The following is a 16,630-nucleotide window of genomic DNA, read 5'->3' as shown; positions in this document are numbered from 1 at the left end:
AGGCACACACCGAGCGATTCGCCGCCTATCGGCAAGCACTAGCAGCAAAAGTACATGCTGCCGGTGTAAAGCATGGCAAAACATTAGAGGCGATTGCCACTGTTCCGCGTCATGCATTTATGGACGCGGGTTTGCACGCGCAAGCCTATGAAGATACGGCATTACCCATTGGGCACGAGCAAACAATTTCTAAGCCATCGGTTGTGGCGCGCATGATTGAGTTGCTGCATAAACCCAAACACCCCCTGGGCAAAGTCCTGGAAATTGGTACGGGTTGTGGTTATCAAGCAGCGGTGCTGAGTTTATTGGCCGATGAGGTTTATTCCATTGAGCGCATTCGTTCGCTGCACGATCTGGCTAGGGCAAAACTGCGCCCATTTCGGATTAATAATTTACGCCTGATTTATGGCGACGGTATTTTGGGTTTGCCACAAGCCGCCCCCTTTGACGGGATTATTCTGGCAGCGGCAGGTTTAGGGATTCCTGATGCCTTGCTGGATCAATTAGCTATCGGTGGACGCTTGGTAGCTCCAGTTGCCAAAAATGAAAAAGAGCAACAACTGGTGATGGTGGAGAGAATGAGCTCCCAGCGCTATCAAAGAACTGTGCTGGACGGGGTCTTTTTTGTCCCCTTACAATCAGGGGTAGTATGAAATCGCGACCCGTCAATCCTATCTCTCATTCCATGACTAATGTATCTAGCAGCTTTCTGATCACAATCCTGTTGGCATCCGCAGTACTGATCGCAGGATGCTCTACTCCTCGCACTAAACCTGCGAATGTGACTGATCGCTCTGGGGGGTCTGTTGCGTATGAGCCAGCGCCTCCTGGTTACTATCGCGTCAAAAAGGGTGACACCTTAGCGCGTATTGCTTTAGATCACGGTCAGGCTCCACGGGATGTAGCCCAGTGGAATACTGCTGCCAATCCAGGTTTTAATCCCAATGTGATTGAAGTGGGTGATCTGGTTTTGGTTAAAGCGCCAGCCAGTGCTAAGCCCGCTGCACCTCTTGAGAAAAAATCTGTAGATGCCCCTGCTTCAGCAGAGCCTGCTAAACCCGAAGTGGTGGCAGAGCCTGGCATTCGTTTATCTTCACCCGCCAAAGGTAGAGTGACGAGCGAATTTAACGAAACCAATAAAGGGATCGACATTGCTGGCAAAGTGGGCGAGCCCATATTGGCAGCCTCTGATGGCAAAGTCGTTTATGCCGGTAACAGTTTGCGTGGTTATGGCAACTTAGTCATTGTGAAGCATGACAACACTTACCTCACGGCTTACGCACACAACAGCAAACTCTTGGTAAAAGAAGGCGATAGCGTGCGCAAGGGTCAGAAGATTGCCGAGATGGGGGATACCGATACCAATTCTCCTAAGCTCCATTTTGAATTACGCGTTAACGGCAAGCCAGTCAATCCAACGCCGTACTTGCAGTAAGCCTGCGGCGATAAGGCAATAGGCTATGGCCACCGTTCTTGTTTTTGATATTGAAACCATTCCTGATGTAGCAGGTTTGCGTCGTCTGGAAGATTATTCAGATTCGATGAGTGATGCCGAGGTTGCTGCTAAAGCCATGGCTGAGCGCGCCGCTAAAACTGGTAGTGAGTTTCTGCCCCTGTTTTTACAAAAAATTGTTGCGATCTCTTGTGTGATTCGGAGAACGACCAAAGAGGGTACACCGCAAATTAAAGTGGGTACCTTAGGCACGCCCCAAGATGATGAGAAGGTGTTAGTGCAAGCCTTCTTTGACTTAATTGAGAAGTACACCCCGCAACTAGTCTCTTGGAATGGTAGTGGTTTTGATTTACCCGTCTTGCACTATCGCGCGCTTGCAAATCACATTCAGGCGCCACGCTATTGGGAAATGGGTGAGAGTCAAGAGGCTGATAGCCGTGACTTTAAATGGAATAACTACATCAGTCGTTATCACATGCGTCACCTTGACATGATGGATCTTTTGGCTAAATTTAATGGTAGAGCCAATGCGCCATTAGATGGCTTGGCAAAGCTCTGCGGCTTTCCAGGAAAGATGGGTATGGATGGCAGTCAAGTGTGGCCTGCTTATCAAGAAGGTAAGATCGATGACATTCGGCGCTATTGCGAGACCGATGTTGTAAATACCTATCTTATGTATTGCCGCTTTCAATTACTGCGCGGTGGATTTTCTCTTGAGGAATACCAAGAAGAAATTGATTTCGTAAAAGCTTATCTAGAAAAAGAAGCTCGAGAGCCAAACGGTAGCCAGTGGCAAGAATATCTCCAAGGTTTCGCGCCGGATGCGTAGAGGAGAGAAGTCAGTCAATCTTGAAGTGACTGAGCCAGTAAGAGTTGAAGCACTTGATTTAGACGCCCAAGGGATAGCCCGTTTAGCACCCAATGAAGCAGAAATAGAACAAGGGCAGAGCGGTAAAGTCATCTTCATTCAAGGCGCACTCCCTACTGAGCTTGTCACCTACACCATCACTAGCGATAAAGCCCGCTTTAGTAAAGCTAAAGTACGCGACATTCTCAAGCCTGCAGTCTTTCGAGCAGAACCCAAGTGCGCAGCCTTTGGCGTCTGTGGGGGCTGCACAATGCAGCACTTAGATATTCGTGCGCAAGTCGCCATGAAGCAACGTGTGCTCGAAGATGATTTGCGCCACATCGCTAAAGTACGGCCCGAAGAAATTTTTCGCCCGATGGGTGGCCCCACTTGGGAATATCGCCATCGTGCCCGACTCAGTGCAGTCAATCGCTCAATTAAAAAAGGGACTGTACTCATTGGATTTCATGAGGGGAAAAGTAGCTATGTTGCTGACATGCTCGCTTGTGAGATCTTGCCTCAGCACGTATCTGATCTCTTGCCTGAGCTGCGCAAATTGGTCATGGGCTTATCGATTGTTGATCGCATGCCACAAATTGAAATTGCTGTCGGCGAGCCAGCAGATCCCCATTCTGATGACCCTAAGCAAAACAAGCCCGTTACTGCTTTAGTCTTTCGGAACTTGCAGCCTTTAACAACAGCAGATGAGCAACTCCTACGAGCGTTTGCAGATGAACATCAGGTTTGGATCTGGCTACAACCCAAAGGGATTGAGACGGTTGCGCCGTTTTACCCGGAGACCGGCAAGCTTTGCTATCGTCTACCCGAATTTGAAATCGAGATGCCATTTAAACCTACGGACTTTACGCAGGTTAATCACATGATGAATCGCACTTTAGTGAGTAGAGCGATTCGCTTGTTGGAAGTCAAAGAAACCGATCGTGTGCTCGACTTATTTTGCGGGATTGGTAACTTTACCTTGCCGCTAGCGCGCAAAGCAAAACAGGTTTTGGGGATTGAAGGTCTAGAAACATTAACGACTCGCGCTAAGGCTAATGCCGAACATAATGGCTTAGCAAGCAAGGTCCGATTTATGCAAAGTGATTTGTTTGAACTCACCACCGAAACCATTGCATCCTGGGGCAAAGCAGAGCACTGGTTAATGGATCCGCCGCGTGAAGGTGCGATGGAAATGAGTAAAGCGCTCGCCCAATTGCATCTGCAGAAAAGTGATTTGCTGCCAGAGCGTATTGTGTATGTCTCTTGCAACCCTAAAACTTTAGCCAGAGATGCAGACATCTTGTGTCATCATGCCGGCTACACCCTCAAAGGGGCGGGTATCGTCAATATGTTTCCACACACCTCGCATGTCGAGTCAATCGCTGTCTTTGAGCGCTCAAAGGTTCTCTAAATCCCTGATTTAGAGACTTTTTTAGCTATTCCAGCGCCAATGTAGTGCATTGCGCATAGATGCGGTGCAGTGCAGTGAAAGCGTTGCCTTTCAGGAGCGTAGATTGAAATCGTGCAGTGAAATATTGCTGTTAACGACTGAAGATCCCTGGAGCGCATCATGAAAACCTCAGATAGTTTTGCAATCCTATTGATTTTGATTGCACTCGCTTTTGCGGTGAGTATGTTTGTAGCTAACTAATTTCTACTGACAAATCAGTAGAAAAGCAGTGATTAAAAAAGGCGCCCGCAGGCGCCTTAAGAGGACATCACACTAAAGTTTTTAGTCGCGATCGCCACCAACAATACCCAAGAGGGCTAGCAAGTTGGTAAAGACGTTGTACACATCTAAGTAAATAGCCAAGGTAGCCATGATGTAGTTAGTCTCACCGCCGTTAATTACTCGCTGTACGTCAACGAGGATGAAGGCGGAGAAGATTGCGATAGCCAACACCATCACAGTCAACATCAAAGCAGGCAATTGCAACCAGATGTTAGCGAGTGAAGCCACGATCAAGAGCAATACACCTACCATTAACCATTTACCCATGCCAGCAAAATCACTCTTGCTCACAGTAGCAATAGTTGCCATGGTGGCGAAGATAGCTGCTGTACCGCCAAAGGACAACATGATGAGGGTCGCACCGTTGCTGTAGCTATTGAGGGTGAAACCAATCAGGCGGGACATCATGATGCCCATGAAGAAGGTAAAGCCTAGCAGTAGGAGTACACCCACGCCAGTTTCTTTATTCTTTTCAATGGCCCAGAAGAATCCAAAAGCCACTGCCATGAATACGATAAAACCTAAGAAAGGGCTGTCAGAGAACAGGTTAAGACCCATCGCTACGCCTAGCCATGCACCAATCACAGTTGGAACCATGGACAGGGCCAACAGGGCATAGGTATTGCGCAGCACGCGGTTGCGTATCTGGACGTTGCTAATTGAGCCGGTCTGGCCAAAGCCGTAAGAGTTCAGATCACTCATATTGACTCCTTCATTTTCATAGTTGTAACAAGAGCCCATCAAGGGCTGTTGACTGTAAGTATAGACAAAATGCCCCAATTTCAAGCCCCCCAGGAAAAGACCTACTAATTAAGGGCTTATGTCTTGTAAATTCAAGGGCTTAGCCCTACAGATATAGGGGTAAATACGGTCAGGCAATGTATAATTCGGGGGTCGTTGAGGTAGAGAAGCTTTTTAAGTGGAATTTAAGCCTAAATCAGCCCTATCCAACAAAATACCTTTGAAATTACTACTGGAGTCTTGAATGGCAATTGAACGCACCCTTTCTATTATCAAACCTGATGCTGTCGCTAAAAACGTCATCGGCAAAATCTATGACCGTTTCGAATCCGCTGGTTTGAAGATCGTTGCTTCCAGAATGGCGCATTTGTCACAAACCGAAGCTGAGCAGTTCTACGGCGTTCACAAAGATCGTCCTTTCTTCAAAGATTTGGTGAGCTTCATGATTTCTGGTCCAGTCATGATTCAGGTATTGCAAGGCGAAGGCGCGATTGCAAAGAATCGTGATTTGATGGGTGCCACTGATCCAAAGAAAGCAGACAAAGGCACTATCCGTGCTGACTTTGCTGACAGCATCGATGCCAACGCTGTTCATGGTTCTGACGCTCCTGAAACAGCTGCTGTGGAAGTTGCATTCTTCTTCCCAGGCATGAATGTTTTCAATCGTTAATTAACACCTATTGATTCATAAGTAGGCGCATTGACCTCCCCGCGCGTAAATCTCTTAGATTTTGACGCTGACCAAATGGCAGCGTATGTCGCGGGGTTAAATGAAAAGCCCTTTCGGGCGAAGCAGCTCATGCAGTGGATACACCAACGCGGTATATCCGACATCAATGACATGAGTGATTTAGCAAAAAGCTTTAGAGCGACATTGCTCGATAAAGCCGAAGTCCTCTCGCTTCCCGTGATTAAAGATGAGCACGCGCACGATGGCACCCGTAAGTGGCTGTTAGATGTGGGTGCGGGTAATGCGGTCGAGTCTGTTTTTATTCCTGAAGATGATCGCGGCACGCTGTGCATCTCTTCTCAGGCAGGCTGTGCAGTCAACTGCCGTTTTTGCTCCACTGGGCGTCAAGGCTTTTCTCGCAATCTGACTTCTGGTGAAATCATTGGCCAACTTTGGTTTGCTGAGCATCTTTTGCGCAATGATCCAGAGGCTGTGCGCAGAATTGAAAAATATCCAACCCCGGGCTGGGAACACACGGGTCGTGTGATATCTAATGTAGTGATGATGGGTATGGGCGAGCCATTGCTGAACTATGACAATGTAGTCTCTGCACTGCGTTTAATGCTCGATGACAGAGCATATGGCTTATCGCGTCGTCGCGTTACCGTGTCGACCTCAGGCGTTGTGCCCATGATTGATCGTTTGGCACAAGATTGTCCAGTGGCATTAGCAGTGTCATTGCATGCGCCGAACGATGCCTTACGTGATCAATTGGTGCCACTTAACCAAAAATATCCCTTACGCGAGTTGCTTGATGCTTGTGAGCGTTACTTACCATTTGCGCCCAGGGATTTCCTGACCTTTGAATACTGCATGCTCGATGGTGTAAACGATTCTGACATCCAGGCAAAAGAATTGGTGCGTTTACTCAAAAACATCAAGTGCAAAATTAATCTGATTCCTTTCAATCCATTTCCAGAGTCTGGTCTCAAGCGCTCCTCGGCTCAGCGCGTGAATGCCTTTGCTAGCATTCTGTTAGATGCGGGTATGGTGGCAACAGTCCGCAAGACTCGGGGTGATGACATTGCTGCCGCCTGTGGACAGCTAGCCGGTGATGTAGTCGACCGCACAAGAGTGCGCGAACGGGCTGTACATAAGACTGAGATTGAACTTACTGAAGTAGAGTCTGATGAAGAGCCCGCTGCGTACTCCAATACGCAGCCAATAGAATGGCTTAAAAAGTTAAATTAAAGATTGGATCCTCATGAGTTCTGATAGTTCTTTGTCACCACTACCGAATTTACCTTTAGGTCCAGCGCCTAAAAGGGCAACCCGTCAAGCAAGCGTTGCTTGGAAAACCAGCATCATTACTGTCGGCGGTGATGCGCCAGTGCGCGTGCAATCGATGACCAATACGGATACGGCTGATGCAGTGGGTACAGCGATTCAGGTAAAAGAGTTAGCACGTGCTGGTTCGGAGATGGTGCGTATCACGGTGAACACGCCGGAGGCTGCAGCAGCAGTTCCCTATATTCGAGAGCAGTTGGACAAGATGGATGTCTTGGTGCCATTGATTGGTGACTTTCATTACAACGGCCATACCTTATTAAATGATTACCCAGAGTGCGCTAAAGCGCTTTCGAAGTACCGCATTAATCCAGGCAATGTGGGTAAGGGCGCAAAGCGTGACCCACAGTTTGCGCAAATGATTGAAGCAGCGTGTAAATACGATAAGCCCATTCGGATTGGTGTGAACTGGGGGAGCTTGGATCAAGACCTATTGGCTTCCATCATGGATAGCAATGCGGCCTTAGCCAGCCCGAAGACAGCGCAAGAGGTGATGATTGAAGCCTTGATTCAATCTGCTTTGCAGTCTGCAGAAAAAGCCGTTGAGCTTGGCATGAACCCCAATCAAATTTTGTTGTCATGCAAAGTGAGTAATGTGCAAGACTTGGTGGCGGTATATCGTGATCTTGCGCGTCGCTCTGATTACCCATTGCACTTAGGGTTAACTGAAGCGGGCATGGGCAGTAAAGGCATTGTGTCCTCAACCGCAGCAATGGGTATTTTGTTGCAAGAGGGTATTGGCGATACGATTCGGGTTTCATTAACACCTGATCCTGGTGCTCCTCGTGAAAACGAAGTGATCGTTGCACAAGAGATTTTGCAAACCATGGGCTTGCGTAATTTCACACCCATGGTGATTGCTTGTCCTGGTTGCGGTAGAACCACGAGTACGACTTTCCAAGAGTTGGCCGCCGATATTCAATCCTATTTGCGCCAACAGATGCCAATTTGGAAGAAATCTCACCCTGGCGTGGAGAATATGAATGTGGCAGTGATGGGTTGCATCGTGAATGGCCCAGGAGAGAGCAAACATGCCAATATTGGGATCTCCTTACCGGGAACAGGCGAAACGCCAGCAGCTCCGGTGTTTGTGGATGGCGTTAAAGTCAAGACCTTGCGTGGTGAAAATATTGCCCAAGATTTTCAGGTCATCGTCGACGACTATGTCAAACAAAACTACGCTACCAAGAATTAATAAAGCTAATAAGTAGAAGAATAAGAAGAATGACTGACCAAAGTAAAGACGCAAAAGCCCAAGCAGCGCAAACCAAAGTTCAGAAGATGAATGGCGTGCGTGGCATGAATGATTTGCTGCCAGCTGATGCTGCGCCATGGGCTCATCTTGAGCACGTCTTGCGTGATTTAACGCGCGCCTATGGTTATGAGTTTTTGAGAACGCCGATTGTGGAGGCGACTGCGGTATTTCAGCGAGGTATTGGTGAAGTGACCGACATCGTTGAAAAAGAAATGTATTCCTTTGAGGATCGTCTCAATGGTGAGCAACTCACTTTGCGTCCTGAAGGTACTGCGGCACTTGTGCGCTCAGTGATTGAAAATAATTTGCTCTACGAAGGACCTAAGCGTCTTTGGTATACCGGCCCGATGTTCCGTCATGAGCGTCCACAGCGTGGTCGCTATCGTCAGTTCCACCAGTTTGGGATTGAGGCGCTCGGCTTTGCTGGTCCCGATATCGATGCTGAAATCATTCTCATGGGTCAACGTCTGTGGGATGAGTTAGGCCTGAAAGGTGTTCGCCTAGAGATGAACTCTTTAGGTCAAGCCAATGAGCGTACTGAGCATCGTGCCGCCTTAGTGGCTTACTTTGAGAAAAATCAATCTCAGTTAGATGAAGATTCACAGCGTCGCTTACTCACCAATCCTTTACGTATTTTGGATTCTAAAAATCCAGAGATGCAAGCCTTGATTGAAGGTGCCCCCAAGTTATTGGATTTCTTGGGTGCGGCATCGCTGGCGCATTTCAATGCAGTGCAAGCCTTAATTAAGGCGAACAATATCCCTTGCAAGATTAATCCGCGTCTAGTACGTGGCTTGGATTACTACAACCTCACCGTATTTGAGTGGATTACCGATGAGTTAGGCGCGCAGGGTACGATTGCGGGTGGTGGTCGTTATGATCCTTTGATCGAGCGCATGGGTGGTAAAGCAGCGCCAGCTTGTGGATGGGCTATGGGTATGGAGCGTGTTCTGGAATTGATGAAGGTGTCTGGCTCCTTGCCTGAAGCCCAAGCCCAATGCGATGTCTTTGTTTTACATCAAGGTGGCGAGACTTTAACTACCGCCATGATCATTGCCGAGCGTTTAAGGAGCGCTGGTATTGACACTATCCTTTTCTGTCCTCCAGATGGTCAGTCTGCCAGCTTTAAGTCTCAAATGAAGAAGGCTGACGCCAGTGGTGCTGCCTTTGCTGTCATTATCGGCCCTGATGAATTAGCCAAAAATGAGGCGCAACTCAAAGACTTACGGGGCACAGGTGAACAGCAGTCTATTCCCCTAGAAGGTCTACTGGAAGCAGTAATTGACGCTCTGGTAGGTGCCTCCGAATAGAATGGCTTGGTAGTCATTACATTCATTAAGAAATGAAGAACGAAATTAACCACGAAATCAGCTCGGATTGATATGCCTTTAGATCTAGAAGAACAAGAACAGTTAGACCAACTCAAAGCATTTTGGCAAAAGTATCGCAACCTGATAACGGGTGTGGTGACTGCGGCTTTATTTGCTTATGCCGCCTATAGCGGATATCAGTGGTGGCGTAATAGTCAGGCTCTCGAAGCTTCGAAGTTATACGAGACCATGGTGGGCGCGATTGCTAAGGGTGATAAAGATCAAACCTTGCGTGCTGCGGATGATTTGCAAAAAGACTATGCTGGCACTCCCTATGCACCGATGTCGAGTTTAATTGCGGCGCGCATCGCAGCGAATGCTGGTGACAATGCTAAAGCACTAGATTATTTACGCTGGGCTGCTAAGAATGCTTCTAATGATGGCTATCTCGCTTTAGCTAAGTTGCGTTTGGTATCGCAATTGATTGAGCAAGGTAGTGAAAAGGATTTTGCTGAAGCCGATCAAATACTCAAAGATAAGCCGGTAGCTGGTTTTGAAGCCTTATGGCTTGAGCGACGGGGTGATTGGTATTTGGCGCAGAAGAAAAATGCGGAAGCAAAAGCCTGTTATCAAGATGCTTGGAAAGCATTAGATCAAGCAAAAGAATTTCCTGAAGAGGCGCGTCGCCTCCTGAAGGTGAAGTTAGATGCTGTTGGAGGAGTTGCTCAGTGATGGTCGCAATGAAGGTTTCAGTGAAGCGTGCAGTAAAACTCATTAGCAGCGCCCTGCTGATTGGGGTGGTTGCCACCGCTTTGGTTGCATGCTCAGGTAGTTCTCGTGTGCGCAAGCCTGCAGAACTGGTGTCAGTTACCAACCAATTCGATTTGCAGCCGGTTTGGTCTACGAGCGTTGGCTCATCAGAAACCTTTAACTTTCATCCGGTCGTGGCGGGTGATGCAGTCTATGCAGCCTCACATCGTGGCAACCTAGCCAAAATTGATTTAGCAACCGGCAACAAAGTCTGGGAAGTATCGGTTCCTGAACGTTTGGCAATTGGCCCTGGTTCAGATGGCCGCGTTACCGTTGCTGTGAGCATTAAGGGTAATGTGTATGCCTATGACGATAGCGCTAAGCCTTTATGGAATGTCAATGTCGGTAGCGAAGTATTGAGTGAGCCGGTAGTTGCCGGTGGCGTGGTAGTCATTCGTGCGCTGGACAACCGCTTTATTGGTTTGGATACCCAAACTGGCGTGCGCAAGTGGATCTATCAACGCCAACAATCAGCATTGTCCTTGCGTGTTGGCTATGGCATGTTGCCAATCAATAATGAAGTGATCGTGACTGGTTTTGCTGGTGGACGCTTTGGCATGATTGCAATGGCTAACGGCGGTTTAGTTTGGGAAACCCCAGTGTCCTTTCCAAAAGGCTTCTCTGAGATCGAGCGTTTGAATGATGTGACTGCCAAGCCGAGCATGCAAGGCGATATTATTTGCGCTGTCTCCTACCAAGGCCGCATTGGTTGTGGTCAAGCCCGCACTGGCAATCTCTTGTGGTTTAAGGATTACTCGAGCTACACCGGTACTGCTCAAGGTACTGAATTAGTCTTCTCTGCCAATGAAAAATCGTATGTCACTGCTTTTGTCACTAAGGACGGTACTCAGGCTTGGGAAAACACGCAGCTGACATTCCGTGATGTCGGTGAGCCTTTAGCAGTGGGTAGAGTATTACTCATGGGTGACGCGCAAGGTTATGTGCATGCATTTTCTCAGGCGAATGGCGAGATGGTTGCACGTATTCGTCACGATAGTAGTCCAATCTCAGCCGCCCCTATTGCCGTGGGTGGCCTCATCTTGATTCAATCTCAGGGTGGAAAAATTGCAGCGTACAGTCCAAAATGAATCCAGTCATCACTATTGTCGGTCGCCCCAACGTTGGGAAGTCGACACTTTTTAATCGCTTAACGCGTTCACGTGATGCCTTAGTTGCAGACTTTTCTGGTTTAACGAGAGATCGTCACTATGGCAAAGGCCGTATTGGCGAGCGTGCATTTATTTGCGTGGATACCGGTGGTTTTGAGCCGGTTGCAAAGACCGGCATTGTTGCCGAGATGGCCAAGCAAACGAAACAAGCGGTCGCTGAATCTGACATTGTGATTTTCTTGGTAGATGGTCGCCTTGGTATGGCGCCACAAGACCGCGTGATTGCCGACTTCTTACGTAAGACTGGTAGGCCCATCATTCTGGCGGTCAATAAAACCGAAGGTATGCAAGCAGGGGTTGTCACTGCAGATTTTCATGAGCTTGGTTTGGGTGAGCCGTTCCCGATCTCTTCTGCGCATGGTGATGGTGTTCGTGGCCTGATTGACGATGCACTTGATTCATTAGGTATCGCTGAGCCAGACGAAGCAGAATTAGCGAGCGATCCAAATCGTCCGATGAAGATTGCAGTAGTAGGTCGTCCTAATGTGGGTAAGTCGACCTTGATCAATAAATTGATTGGTGAGGAGCGCGTCATTGCATTCGATATGCCAGGAACCACCCGTGATGCGATTGAAGTTCCGTTTGAGCGGAATGGCAAGCCGTATATCTTGGTGGATACAGCAGGCTTGCGTCGCCGTGGAAAAGTCTTTGAAGCGATTGAGAAGTTCTCTGTGGTTAAAACCTTACAAGCAATTGCTGATTGCAATGTAGTAATTCTGATGCTCGATGCTCAGCAAGATATTTCTGAGCAAGACGCACATATCGCAGGATTTATTGTGGAAGCAGGGCGTGCACTGGTAGTTGCCGTTAACAAGTGGGATGGCATCGATTCATACGTCAAAGAACGTGCCCGTTTAGAGATTGCGCAAAAGTTGCGCTTTCTAGACTTTGCTAACGTCCATCCGATTTCTGCGAAAAAAGGGACTGGCTTAAAAGAGCTCTTTAAAGATGTGGATGCTGCTTATGCAGCGGCCATGGCGAAATTGCCAACCCCACGTTTGACCCGTATTCTGCAAGAGGCAGTGGAACACCAGCAGCCAAAACGGGTTGGTATGGGTCGCCCTAAATTGCGTTATGCACACCAAGGGGGCATGAATCCTCCGATCGTTGTGATCCATGGAACATCATTGAGTGGCGTGACCGATAGCTATAAACGCTATCTAGAAGGTCGCTTTAGGGATGTCTTTAAACTGCGCGGTACGCCTTTACGGATTCAGATGAATACCGCCAAAAACCCCTACGTCGATGCAGATAAAGGTAAAAAGGGCAAAAAGCGCTAGTTTGGGATAAGCTTTTCATTTTGGAAGTAATCAAGCCTTGATTTTTATGTAATTAAGCCCAATATAGATAGTTAGGTAATAACAGTTTTAGAGGTATTCAGTAAAAAAATAATCAGCAAAAAGCAAGACTCCCAAAATAAAGCAAGTCAAAAATAAATAAGGAGCAGTATGAGTAATAACAACCCCAACAAAATCCAATTACTGCAGGATCCGTTTTTAAATGCACTACGTAAAGAGCACATTCCTGTTTCAATTTACCTCGTGAATGGCATTAAATTGCAAGGCAATATCGAGTCATTCGATCAATACGTTGTACTTCTGCGCAATACCGTAACGCAGATGGTTTACAAACATGCAATCTCCACGATCGTTCCTGCTCGTGCGATTGATTTCCGTGTAGAAGAAGCTAGCTCTGTATAAAACTGGTGTAGATGCGGCACGCGCCGTTCTGGTTGGTGTAGATACCGGACGCGAAGATTTTGCAGACAGTATGGCTGAACTCAGCCTCTTGGCTGATAGCGCTGGTTCTATTCCCGCAGCGAGCGTCATTGCGCGAAAGGGTAGAACCGATCCCGCTTTATTCATCGGTTCTGGAAAGGCGAATGAGTTAAAGCGGGTGATGGAAGAGCATGACGCTGAATTAGCTATCTTCAATCATCCTTTATCCCCGACGCAGCAGCGGAACTTAGAGCGTCATATTGGTCGTCATGTGATGGATCGCACAGGTTTGATTTTGGATATCTTTAGTCAACGCGCGCAAAGCCACATCGGTAAGACCCAAGTCGAATTAGCGCAAGTGCGTTATCGCATGTCTCGCCTCGTGCGCGCTTGGAGTCATTTAGAACGTCAGCGGGGTGGTATTGGTGTCCGCGGTGGACCGGGTGAAACCCAGATGGAGTTAGACCGCCGGATGTTGGCGACCAAAGCCAAGCGCCTTGAAAATGAATTAGAAAAACTACAGCGTCAGCAAAGAACCCAAAGAAGGGCGCGCAATCGTCAGGATGTGTTCTCCGTTTCCTTAGTGGGATATACCAATGCTGGTAAATCAACGTTGTTCAATGCGTTGACCAAGGCGGGCACTTATGCTGCTGACCAGCTCTTTGCCACCTTAGATACCACTTCTAGAAGAGTCCATTTAGAGGGGGTAGGCTCGATTGTGGTGTCAGATACCGTCGGATTTATCCGCGATTTGCCACACCAATTGGTCGAGGCCTTTAGGGCTACTTTGGATGAAACGATCCATGCCGACCTGATATTGCATGTAATTGACGCCTGCAGCCCAGTTGCTAGGGAGCAAAAAGCGGAAGTTGAGGCGGTTTTACAAGAAATCGGGGCTGACGACATCCCGCGCATTGAGGTGATGAATAAGATCGATTTAATGCCCCAAACCTTCACCCGCGGGGCGGTTTTAGAGCGGGATAACCAAGGTTTTCCGAGCGAAGTTTTCCTCTCAGCTCAAACAGGCTTAGGCCTTGATTTAATGAGGTCAGCCTTGGCGGAATGCTCCCAAATGACTGATAAAATGAGGAGTGAACACAACCGTGCTAAGACCCAACTGGCCCCGGACGAGTTTTTAGCACCTTTACCTGAACGACCAGAGTCATCCGAATTTAATCCGATTCCTAACCGAAGCTACTTTTCTAATGATGCGTAAATTTTTAGACCTTTTTTCGGTCAATGATCCAGGTTGGGGCAATAGCCACAACAACGGATCCAAAGATTCCAAGGATGCCAAAGATGGGCAGGGCAATGAGCAAGCTCCAAAAGTAGAGCCTGATCAAAATCCACCAACAGGTCAGCCAAATAAGCAGCCAACCAAGCCAGATGGTCCACCAGATTTGGATGAGTTGTGGCGTGATTTCAATGACAAGATTGCCGGTATCTTTGGGGGTAAGAAAAAGCCGGGTACGAATTCAGGCGCTTCTGCTAAAAAACCCAACAGTGGCGATATTCCTCCGCCATCACAGCGTGGTGGTAACGGTGGTGGTTCTGCTGGACCAAACTTTAATTTCACAAATCCCTTTAGCTCCAAGAGTGGTCCGCTAGTAGCGCTGGCGATCTTCCTCTTCTTTTGGGTATGCAGTGGTTTTTTCATTATCCAAGAAGGTCAGGCGGGAGTTGTTCTGAGTTTTGGTAAATACGACTACACCGCTAAGCCTGGTATTAATTGGCATTTCCCATGGCCACTCCAGTCTGCTGAAACTGTCAATCTCTCGGGCGTGCGCTCCGTTGAAGTGGGCCGTCCGGTATTGATTAAAGCGACTAATCAAAAAGACTCTTCGATGTTGACTGAAGATGAAAACATTATTGATGTGCGTTTCGCTGTGCAATACCGCTTAAAAGACCCAACTGATTATTTATTTAACAATCGTGATCCTGATGCTGCAGTCATCCAAGCTGCTGAGACAGCCGTGCGCGAGATTGTCGCTCGTAGCAAGATGGATACTGTTTTGTACGAAGGGCGCGAGAAGATTGGTATTGATCTTGCCAATTCGATTCAAAAGATTTTAGATAGCTATAAGACAGGTATTTATGTCACGAGCGTTACGGTACAAAACGTACAGCCACCAGAACAAGTGCAAGCTGCATTTGACGATGCGGTGAAGGCTGGTCAAGATCAAGAACGCTTAAAGAGTGAGGGCCAGGCTTATGCCAATGACATCATCCCGCGCGCTAAGGGTACTGCAGCTCGCTTAATTCAAGAGGCAGAGGGCTATAAGGCTCGTGTAGTAGCTACTGCAGAGGGTGACGCAACTCGCTTTAAGCAAATCTTGGTGGAATATTCTAAGGCGCCACAAGTGACTCGTGATCGCATGTATATCGATACGATGCGCGAAATGTATAACAACGTGACTAAGATTTTGGTTGATACGACCAAGAGCAATAGTTTGTTGTATTTGCCGCTCGATAAGATTGTTGCGCAGGTCAGCGCAGAGACTGCGCAAGCTACTGGCGCTCCTGTTAATCAAGGCAACACAACTTCTACCAGTACCCCAACCGGTTCTGTCACAGTGGGTGGAGCAACAGGGCTTAATAATCCTGCGCCAATTACTGCAGCGCCCGGAGTAAGCCCAAGCTCTAGTAATGATAGGTCAGCGGATAAGCGCGATGGTTTGCGTAGTCGTGATCGGGAGAGTCGCTAATGAATGCTAATCGTCTGATCGTCGCTGCGGTTGCATTTATTGCGCTCGTCTATGTACTGTCTTCCAGTATCTTTGTTGTGGATCAACGCAAGTTCGCCGTTGTGTTCTCTTTTGGTCAGATCGTGCGCGTGATTGAGAAACCGGGTCTGCAGGTGAAGTATCCAGGTCCATTTGAGAGTGTGCGTTTCTTCGACCGTCGTATTTTGACAATTGATAATCCAGAGGCAGAGCGCTTCATTACTGCTGAGAAGAAAAATCTGCTCGTAGATTCTTATGTGAAGTGGCGCATTGTTGATCCTCGTAAATTCTTCATTAGCTTCAAAGGTGATGAGCGCCTGGCGCAAGATCGCTTAACGCAACTAGTGCGATCCGCATTAAATGAAGAGTTCACCAAGCGCACAGTCCGTGAATTGATTTCTGATCAGCGTGAAGAAGTAATGCAAGGTATTCGCAAGAAGGTCGCGGTTGATGCATCTGATATTGGCGTAGAAATTGTGGATGTCCGCTTAAAACGTGTTGACCTCTTGGCTGAGATTAGTGATTCAGTCTATCGCCGGATGGAGGCTGAGCGTAAGCGTGTAGCCAATGAGTTGCGCTCTACTGGTGCAGCAGAGTCTGACAAAATTCGCGCTAATGCAGAGCGTCAACGCGATACGATTTTGGCTGAAGCCTATCGTGATGCTCAAAAGATCAAAGGGGCGGGAGACGCTAAGGCTACCTCACTCTATGCAGAAGCATTTGGTCGTGATCCACAGTTTGCGCAGTTCTATCAGAGCTTGGAGGCCTACCGTAACTCTTTCAAGGATAAGAAAGATGTGATGGTGGTGGAGCCGAATGGTGAATTCTTCAAGTTTCTGCATAAAAAATAAGAAA

15 protein-coding genes and 1 pseudogene are annotated in these 16,630 nt (G+C 47.9%); 15 read left to right on the top strand and 1 reads right to left on the bottom strand.

The features are described from left to right. Window positions 1–29: 29 nt before the first annotated feature. The 4 genes and pseudogenes from ICN21_RS03185 to rlmD all read left to right on the top strand — a co-directional run. Window positions 30–653, top strand: a pseudogene (locus ICN21_RS03185) (protein-L-isoaspartate(D-aspartate) O-methyltransferase); the annotation flags it as partial. Continuing rightward, window positions 650–1,435: a peptidoglycan DD-metalloendopeptidase family protein gene (locus ICN21_RS03180; RefSeq protein WP_216176644.1), complete on the top strand. Its 786-nt coding sequence runs from the start codon at window positions 650–652 to the stop codon at window positions 1,433–1,435. The pseudogene ICN21_RS03185 and the gene ICN21_RS03180, both read left to right, overlap by 4 nt. A gap of 25 nt (window positions 1,436–1,460) precedes the next feature. After that, a complete protein-coding gene (locus tag ICN21_RS03175) occupies window positions 1,461–2,282 on the top strand; it encodes a 3'-5' exonuclease (RefSeq protein ID WP_216176642.1) in 822 nt (273 codons plus the stop codon). Further along, on the top strand, window positions 2,275–3,711 hold the full coding sequence (gene rlmD, locus ICN21_RS03170) for a 23S rRNA (uracil(1939)-C(5))-methyltransferase RlmD (RefSeq protein WP_216176640.1): 1,437 nt from the start codon (window positions 2,275–2,277) through the stop codon (window positions 3,709–3,711). Before ICN21_RS03175 ends, rlmD begins: the two co-directional genes overlap by 8 nt. A gap of 321 nt (window positions 3,712–4,032) precedes the next feature. Here rlmD and ICN21_RS03165 read toward each other — a convergent pair whose 3' ends face one another. Beyond that, window positions 4,033–4,734, bottom strand: a complete 702-nt coding sequence (locus tag ICN21_RS03165) for a Bax inhibitor-1 family protein (RefSeq protein ID WP_215294945.1) — start codon at window positions 4,732–4,734, stop codon at window positions 4,033–4,035. Between the two features lie 283 nt (window positions 4,735–5,017). Here ICN21_RS03165 and ndk point away from each other — a divergent pair, with 283 nt between their 5' ends. From ndk to hflC, 11 genes are all read left to right on the top strand, one after another. Continuing rightward, a complete protein-coding gene (gene ndk, locus ICN21_RS03160; protein ID WP_215294943.1) occupies window positions 5,018–5,443 on the top strand; it encodes a nucleoside-diphosphate kinase in 426 nt (141 codons plus the stop codon). Window positions 5,444–5,518: 75 nt separating this feature from the next. Further along, window positions 5,519–6,694 (top strand): 23S rRNA (adenine(2503)-C(2))-methyltransferase RlmN, encoded by a 1,176-nt coding sequence (rlmN, locus tag ICN21_RS03155; protein WP_370624040.1) that lies wholly within the window; start codon window positions 5,519–5,521, stop codon window positions 6,692–6,694. A gap of 13 nt (window positions 6,695–6,707) precedes the next feature. Continuing rightward, window positions 6,708–7,985: a flavodoxin-dependent (E)-4-hydroxy-3-methylbut-2-enyl-diphosphate synthase gene (gene ispG / locus ICN21_RS03150; RefSeq protein WP_216176637.1), complete on the top strand. Its 1,278-nt coding sequence runs from the start codon at window positions 6,708–6,710 to the stop codon at window positions 7,983–7,985. A gap of 29 nt (window positions 7,986–8,014) precedes the next feature. Further along, the gene (gene hisS, locus ICN21_RS03145) at window positions 8,015–9,355 is read left to right on the top strand and encodes a histidine--tRNA ligase (RefSeq protein WP_216176635.1); all 1,341 of its coding nucleotides are present in this window, start codon (window positions 8,015–8,017) and stop codon (window positions 9,353–9,355) included. Window positions 9,356–9,427: 72 nt separating this feature from the next. After that, window positions 9,428–10,087, top strand: a complete 660-nt coding sequence (locus ICN21_RS03140; RefSeq protein WP_216176633.1) for a tetratricopeptide repeat protein — start codon at window positions 9,428–9,430, stop codon at window positions 10,085–10,087. Next, window positions 10,087–11,253 (top strand): outer membrane protein assembly factor BamB, encoded by a 1,167-nt coding sequence (gene bamB, locus ICN21_RS03135; RefSeq protein ID WP_255534181.1) that lies wholly within the window; start codon window positions 10,087–10,089, stop codon window positions 11,251–11,253. Before ICN21_RS03140 ends, bamB begins: the two co-directional genes overlap by 1 nt. Then, the gene (der, locus tag ICN21_RS03130) at window positions 11,250–12,614 is read left to right on the top strand and encodes a ribosome biogenesis GTPase Der (protein WP_216176631.1); all 1,365 of its coding nucleotides are present in this window, start codon (window positions 11,250–11,252) and stop codon (window positions 12,612–12,614) included. The genes bamB and der overlap by 4 nt, the downstream gene beginning before the upstream one ends. Window positions 12,615–12,782: 168 nt before the next feature. Then, a complete protein-coding gene (hfq, locus tag ICN21_RS03125) occupies window positions 12,783–13,034 on the top strand; it encodes an RNA chaperone Hfq (RefSeq protein WP_215294932.1) in 252 nt (83 codons plus the stop codon). Next, entirely contained in the window at window positions 13,027–14,268 is a 1,242-nt protein-coding gene (gene hflX / locus ICN21_RS03120) for a GTPase HflX (RefSeq protein ID WP_255534188.1), read from the top strand. The genes hfq and hflX overlap by 8 nt, the downstream gene beginning before the upstream one ends. Further along, window positions 14,258–15,757 (top strand): FtsH protease activity modulator HflK, encoded by a 1,500-nt coding sequence (gene hflK / locus ICN21_RS03115; protein ID WP_216176629.1) that lies wholly within the window; start codon window positions 14,258–14,260, stop codon window positions 15,755–15,757. The genes hflX and hflK overlap by 11 nt, the downstream gene beginning before the upstream one ends. Beyond that, complete coding sequence (gene hflC, locus ICN21_RS03110) at window positions 15,757–16,626, top strand: protease modulator HflC (RefSeq protein WP_215294929.1); 870 nt, start codon at window positions 15,757–15,759, stop codon at window positions 16,624–16,626. The genes hflK and hflC overlap by 1 nt, the downstream gene beginning before the upstream one ends. Window positions 16,627–16,630: the final 4 nt, after the last annotated feature.

Source organism: Polynucleobacter sp. AP-Feld-500C-C5, from assembly GCF_018882265.1.
In the GTDB taxonomy this organism is placed as follows: Bacteria; Pseudomonadota; Gammaproteobacteria; order Burkholderiales; family Burkholderiaceae; genus Polynucleobacter.
This window is presented reverse-complemented; position numbering and strand designations above follow the sequence as displayed.

Coding starts and splice junctions, on each gene's coding strand:
- hfq (WP_215294932.1), top strand. CDS start 12,783: ATGAGTAATAACAACCCCAACAAAATCCAATTACTGCAGGATCCGTTT.
- ICN21_RS03180 (WP_216176644.1), top strand. CDS start 650: ATGAAATCGCGACCCGTCAATCCTATCTCTCATTCCATGACTAATGTA.
- hisS (WP_216176635.1), top strand. CDS start 8,015: ATGACTGACCAAAGTAAAGACGCAAAAGCCCAAGCAGCGCAAACCAAA.
- hflC (WP_215294929.1), top strand. CDS start 15,757: ATGAATGCTAATCGTCTGATCGTCGCTGCGGTTGCATTTATTGCGCTC.
- der (WP_216176631.1), top strand. CDS start 11,250: ATGAATCCAGTCATCACTATTGTCGGTCGCCCCAACGTTGGGAAGTCG.
- bamB (WP_255534181.1), top strand. CDS start 10,087: ATGGTCGCAATGAAGGTTTCAGTGAAGCGTGCAGTAAAACTCATTAGC.
- rlmD (WP_216176640.1), top strand. CDS start 2,275: ATGCGTAGAGGAGAGAAGTCAGTCAATCTTGAAGTGACTGAGCCAGTA.
- ICN21_RS03175 (WP_216176642.1), top strand. CDS start 1,461: ATGGCCACCGTTCTTGTTTTTGATATTGAAACCATTCCTGATGTAGCA.
- ICN21_RS03140 (WP_216176633.1), top strand. CDS start 9,428: ATGCCTTTAGATCTAGAAGAACAAGAACAGTTAGACCAACTCAAAGCA.
- rlmN (WP_370624040.1), top strand. CDS start 5,519: ATGGCAGCGTATGTCGCGGGGTTAAATGAAAAGCCCTTTCGGGCGAAG.
- ndk (WP_215294943.1), top strand. CDS start 5,018: ATGGCAATTGAACGCACCCTTTCTATTATCAAACCTGATGCTGTCGCT.
- hflK (WP_216176629.1), top strand. CDS start 14,258: ATGATGCGTAAATTTTTAGACCTTTTTTCGGTCAATGATCCAGGTTGG.
- ICN21_RS03165 (WP_215294945.1), bottom strand. CDS start 4,734: ATGAGTGATCTGAACTCTTACGGCTTTGGCCAGACCGGCTCAATTAGC.
- ispG (WP_216176637.1), top strand. CDS start 6,708: ATGAGTTCTGATAGTTCTTTGTCACCACTACCGAATTTACCTTTAGGT.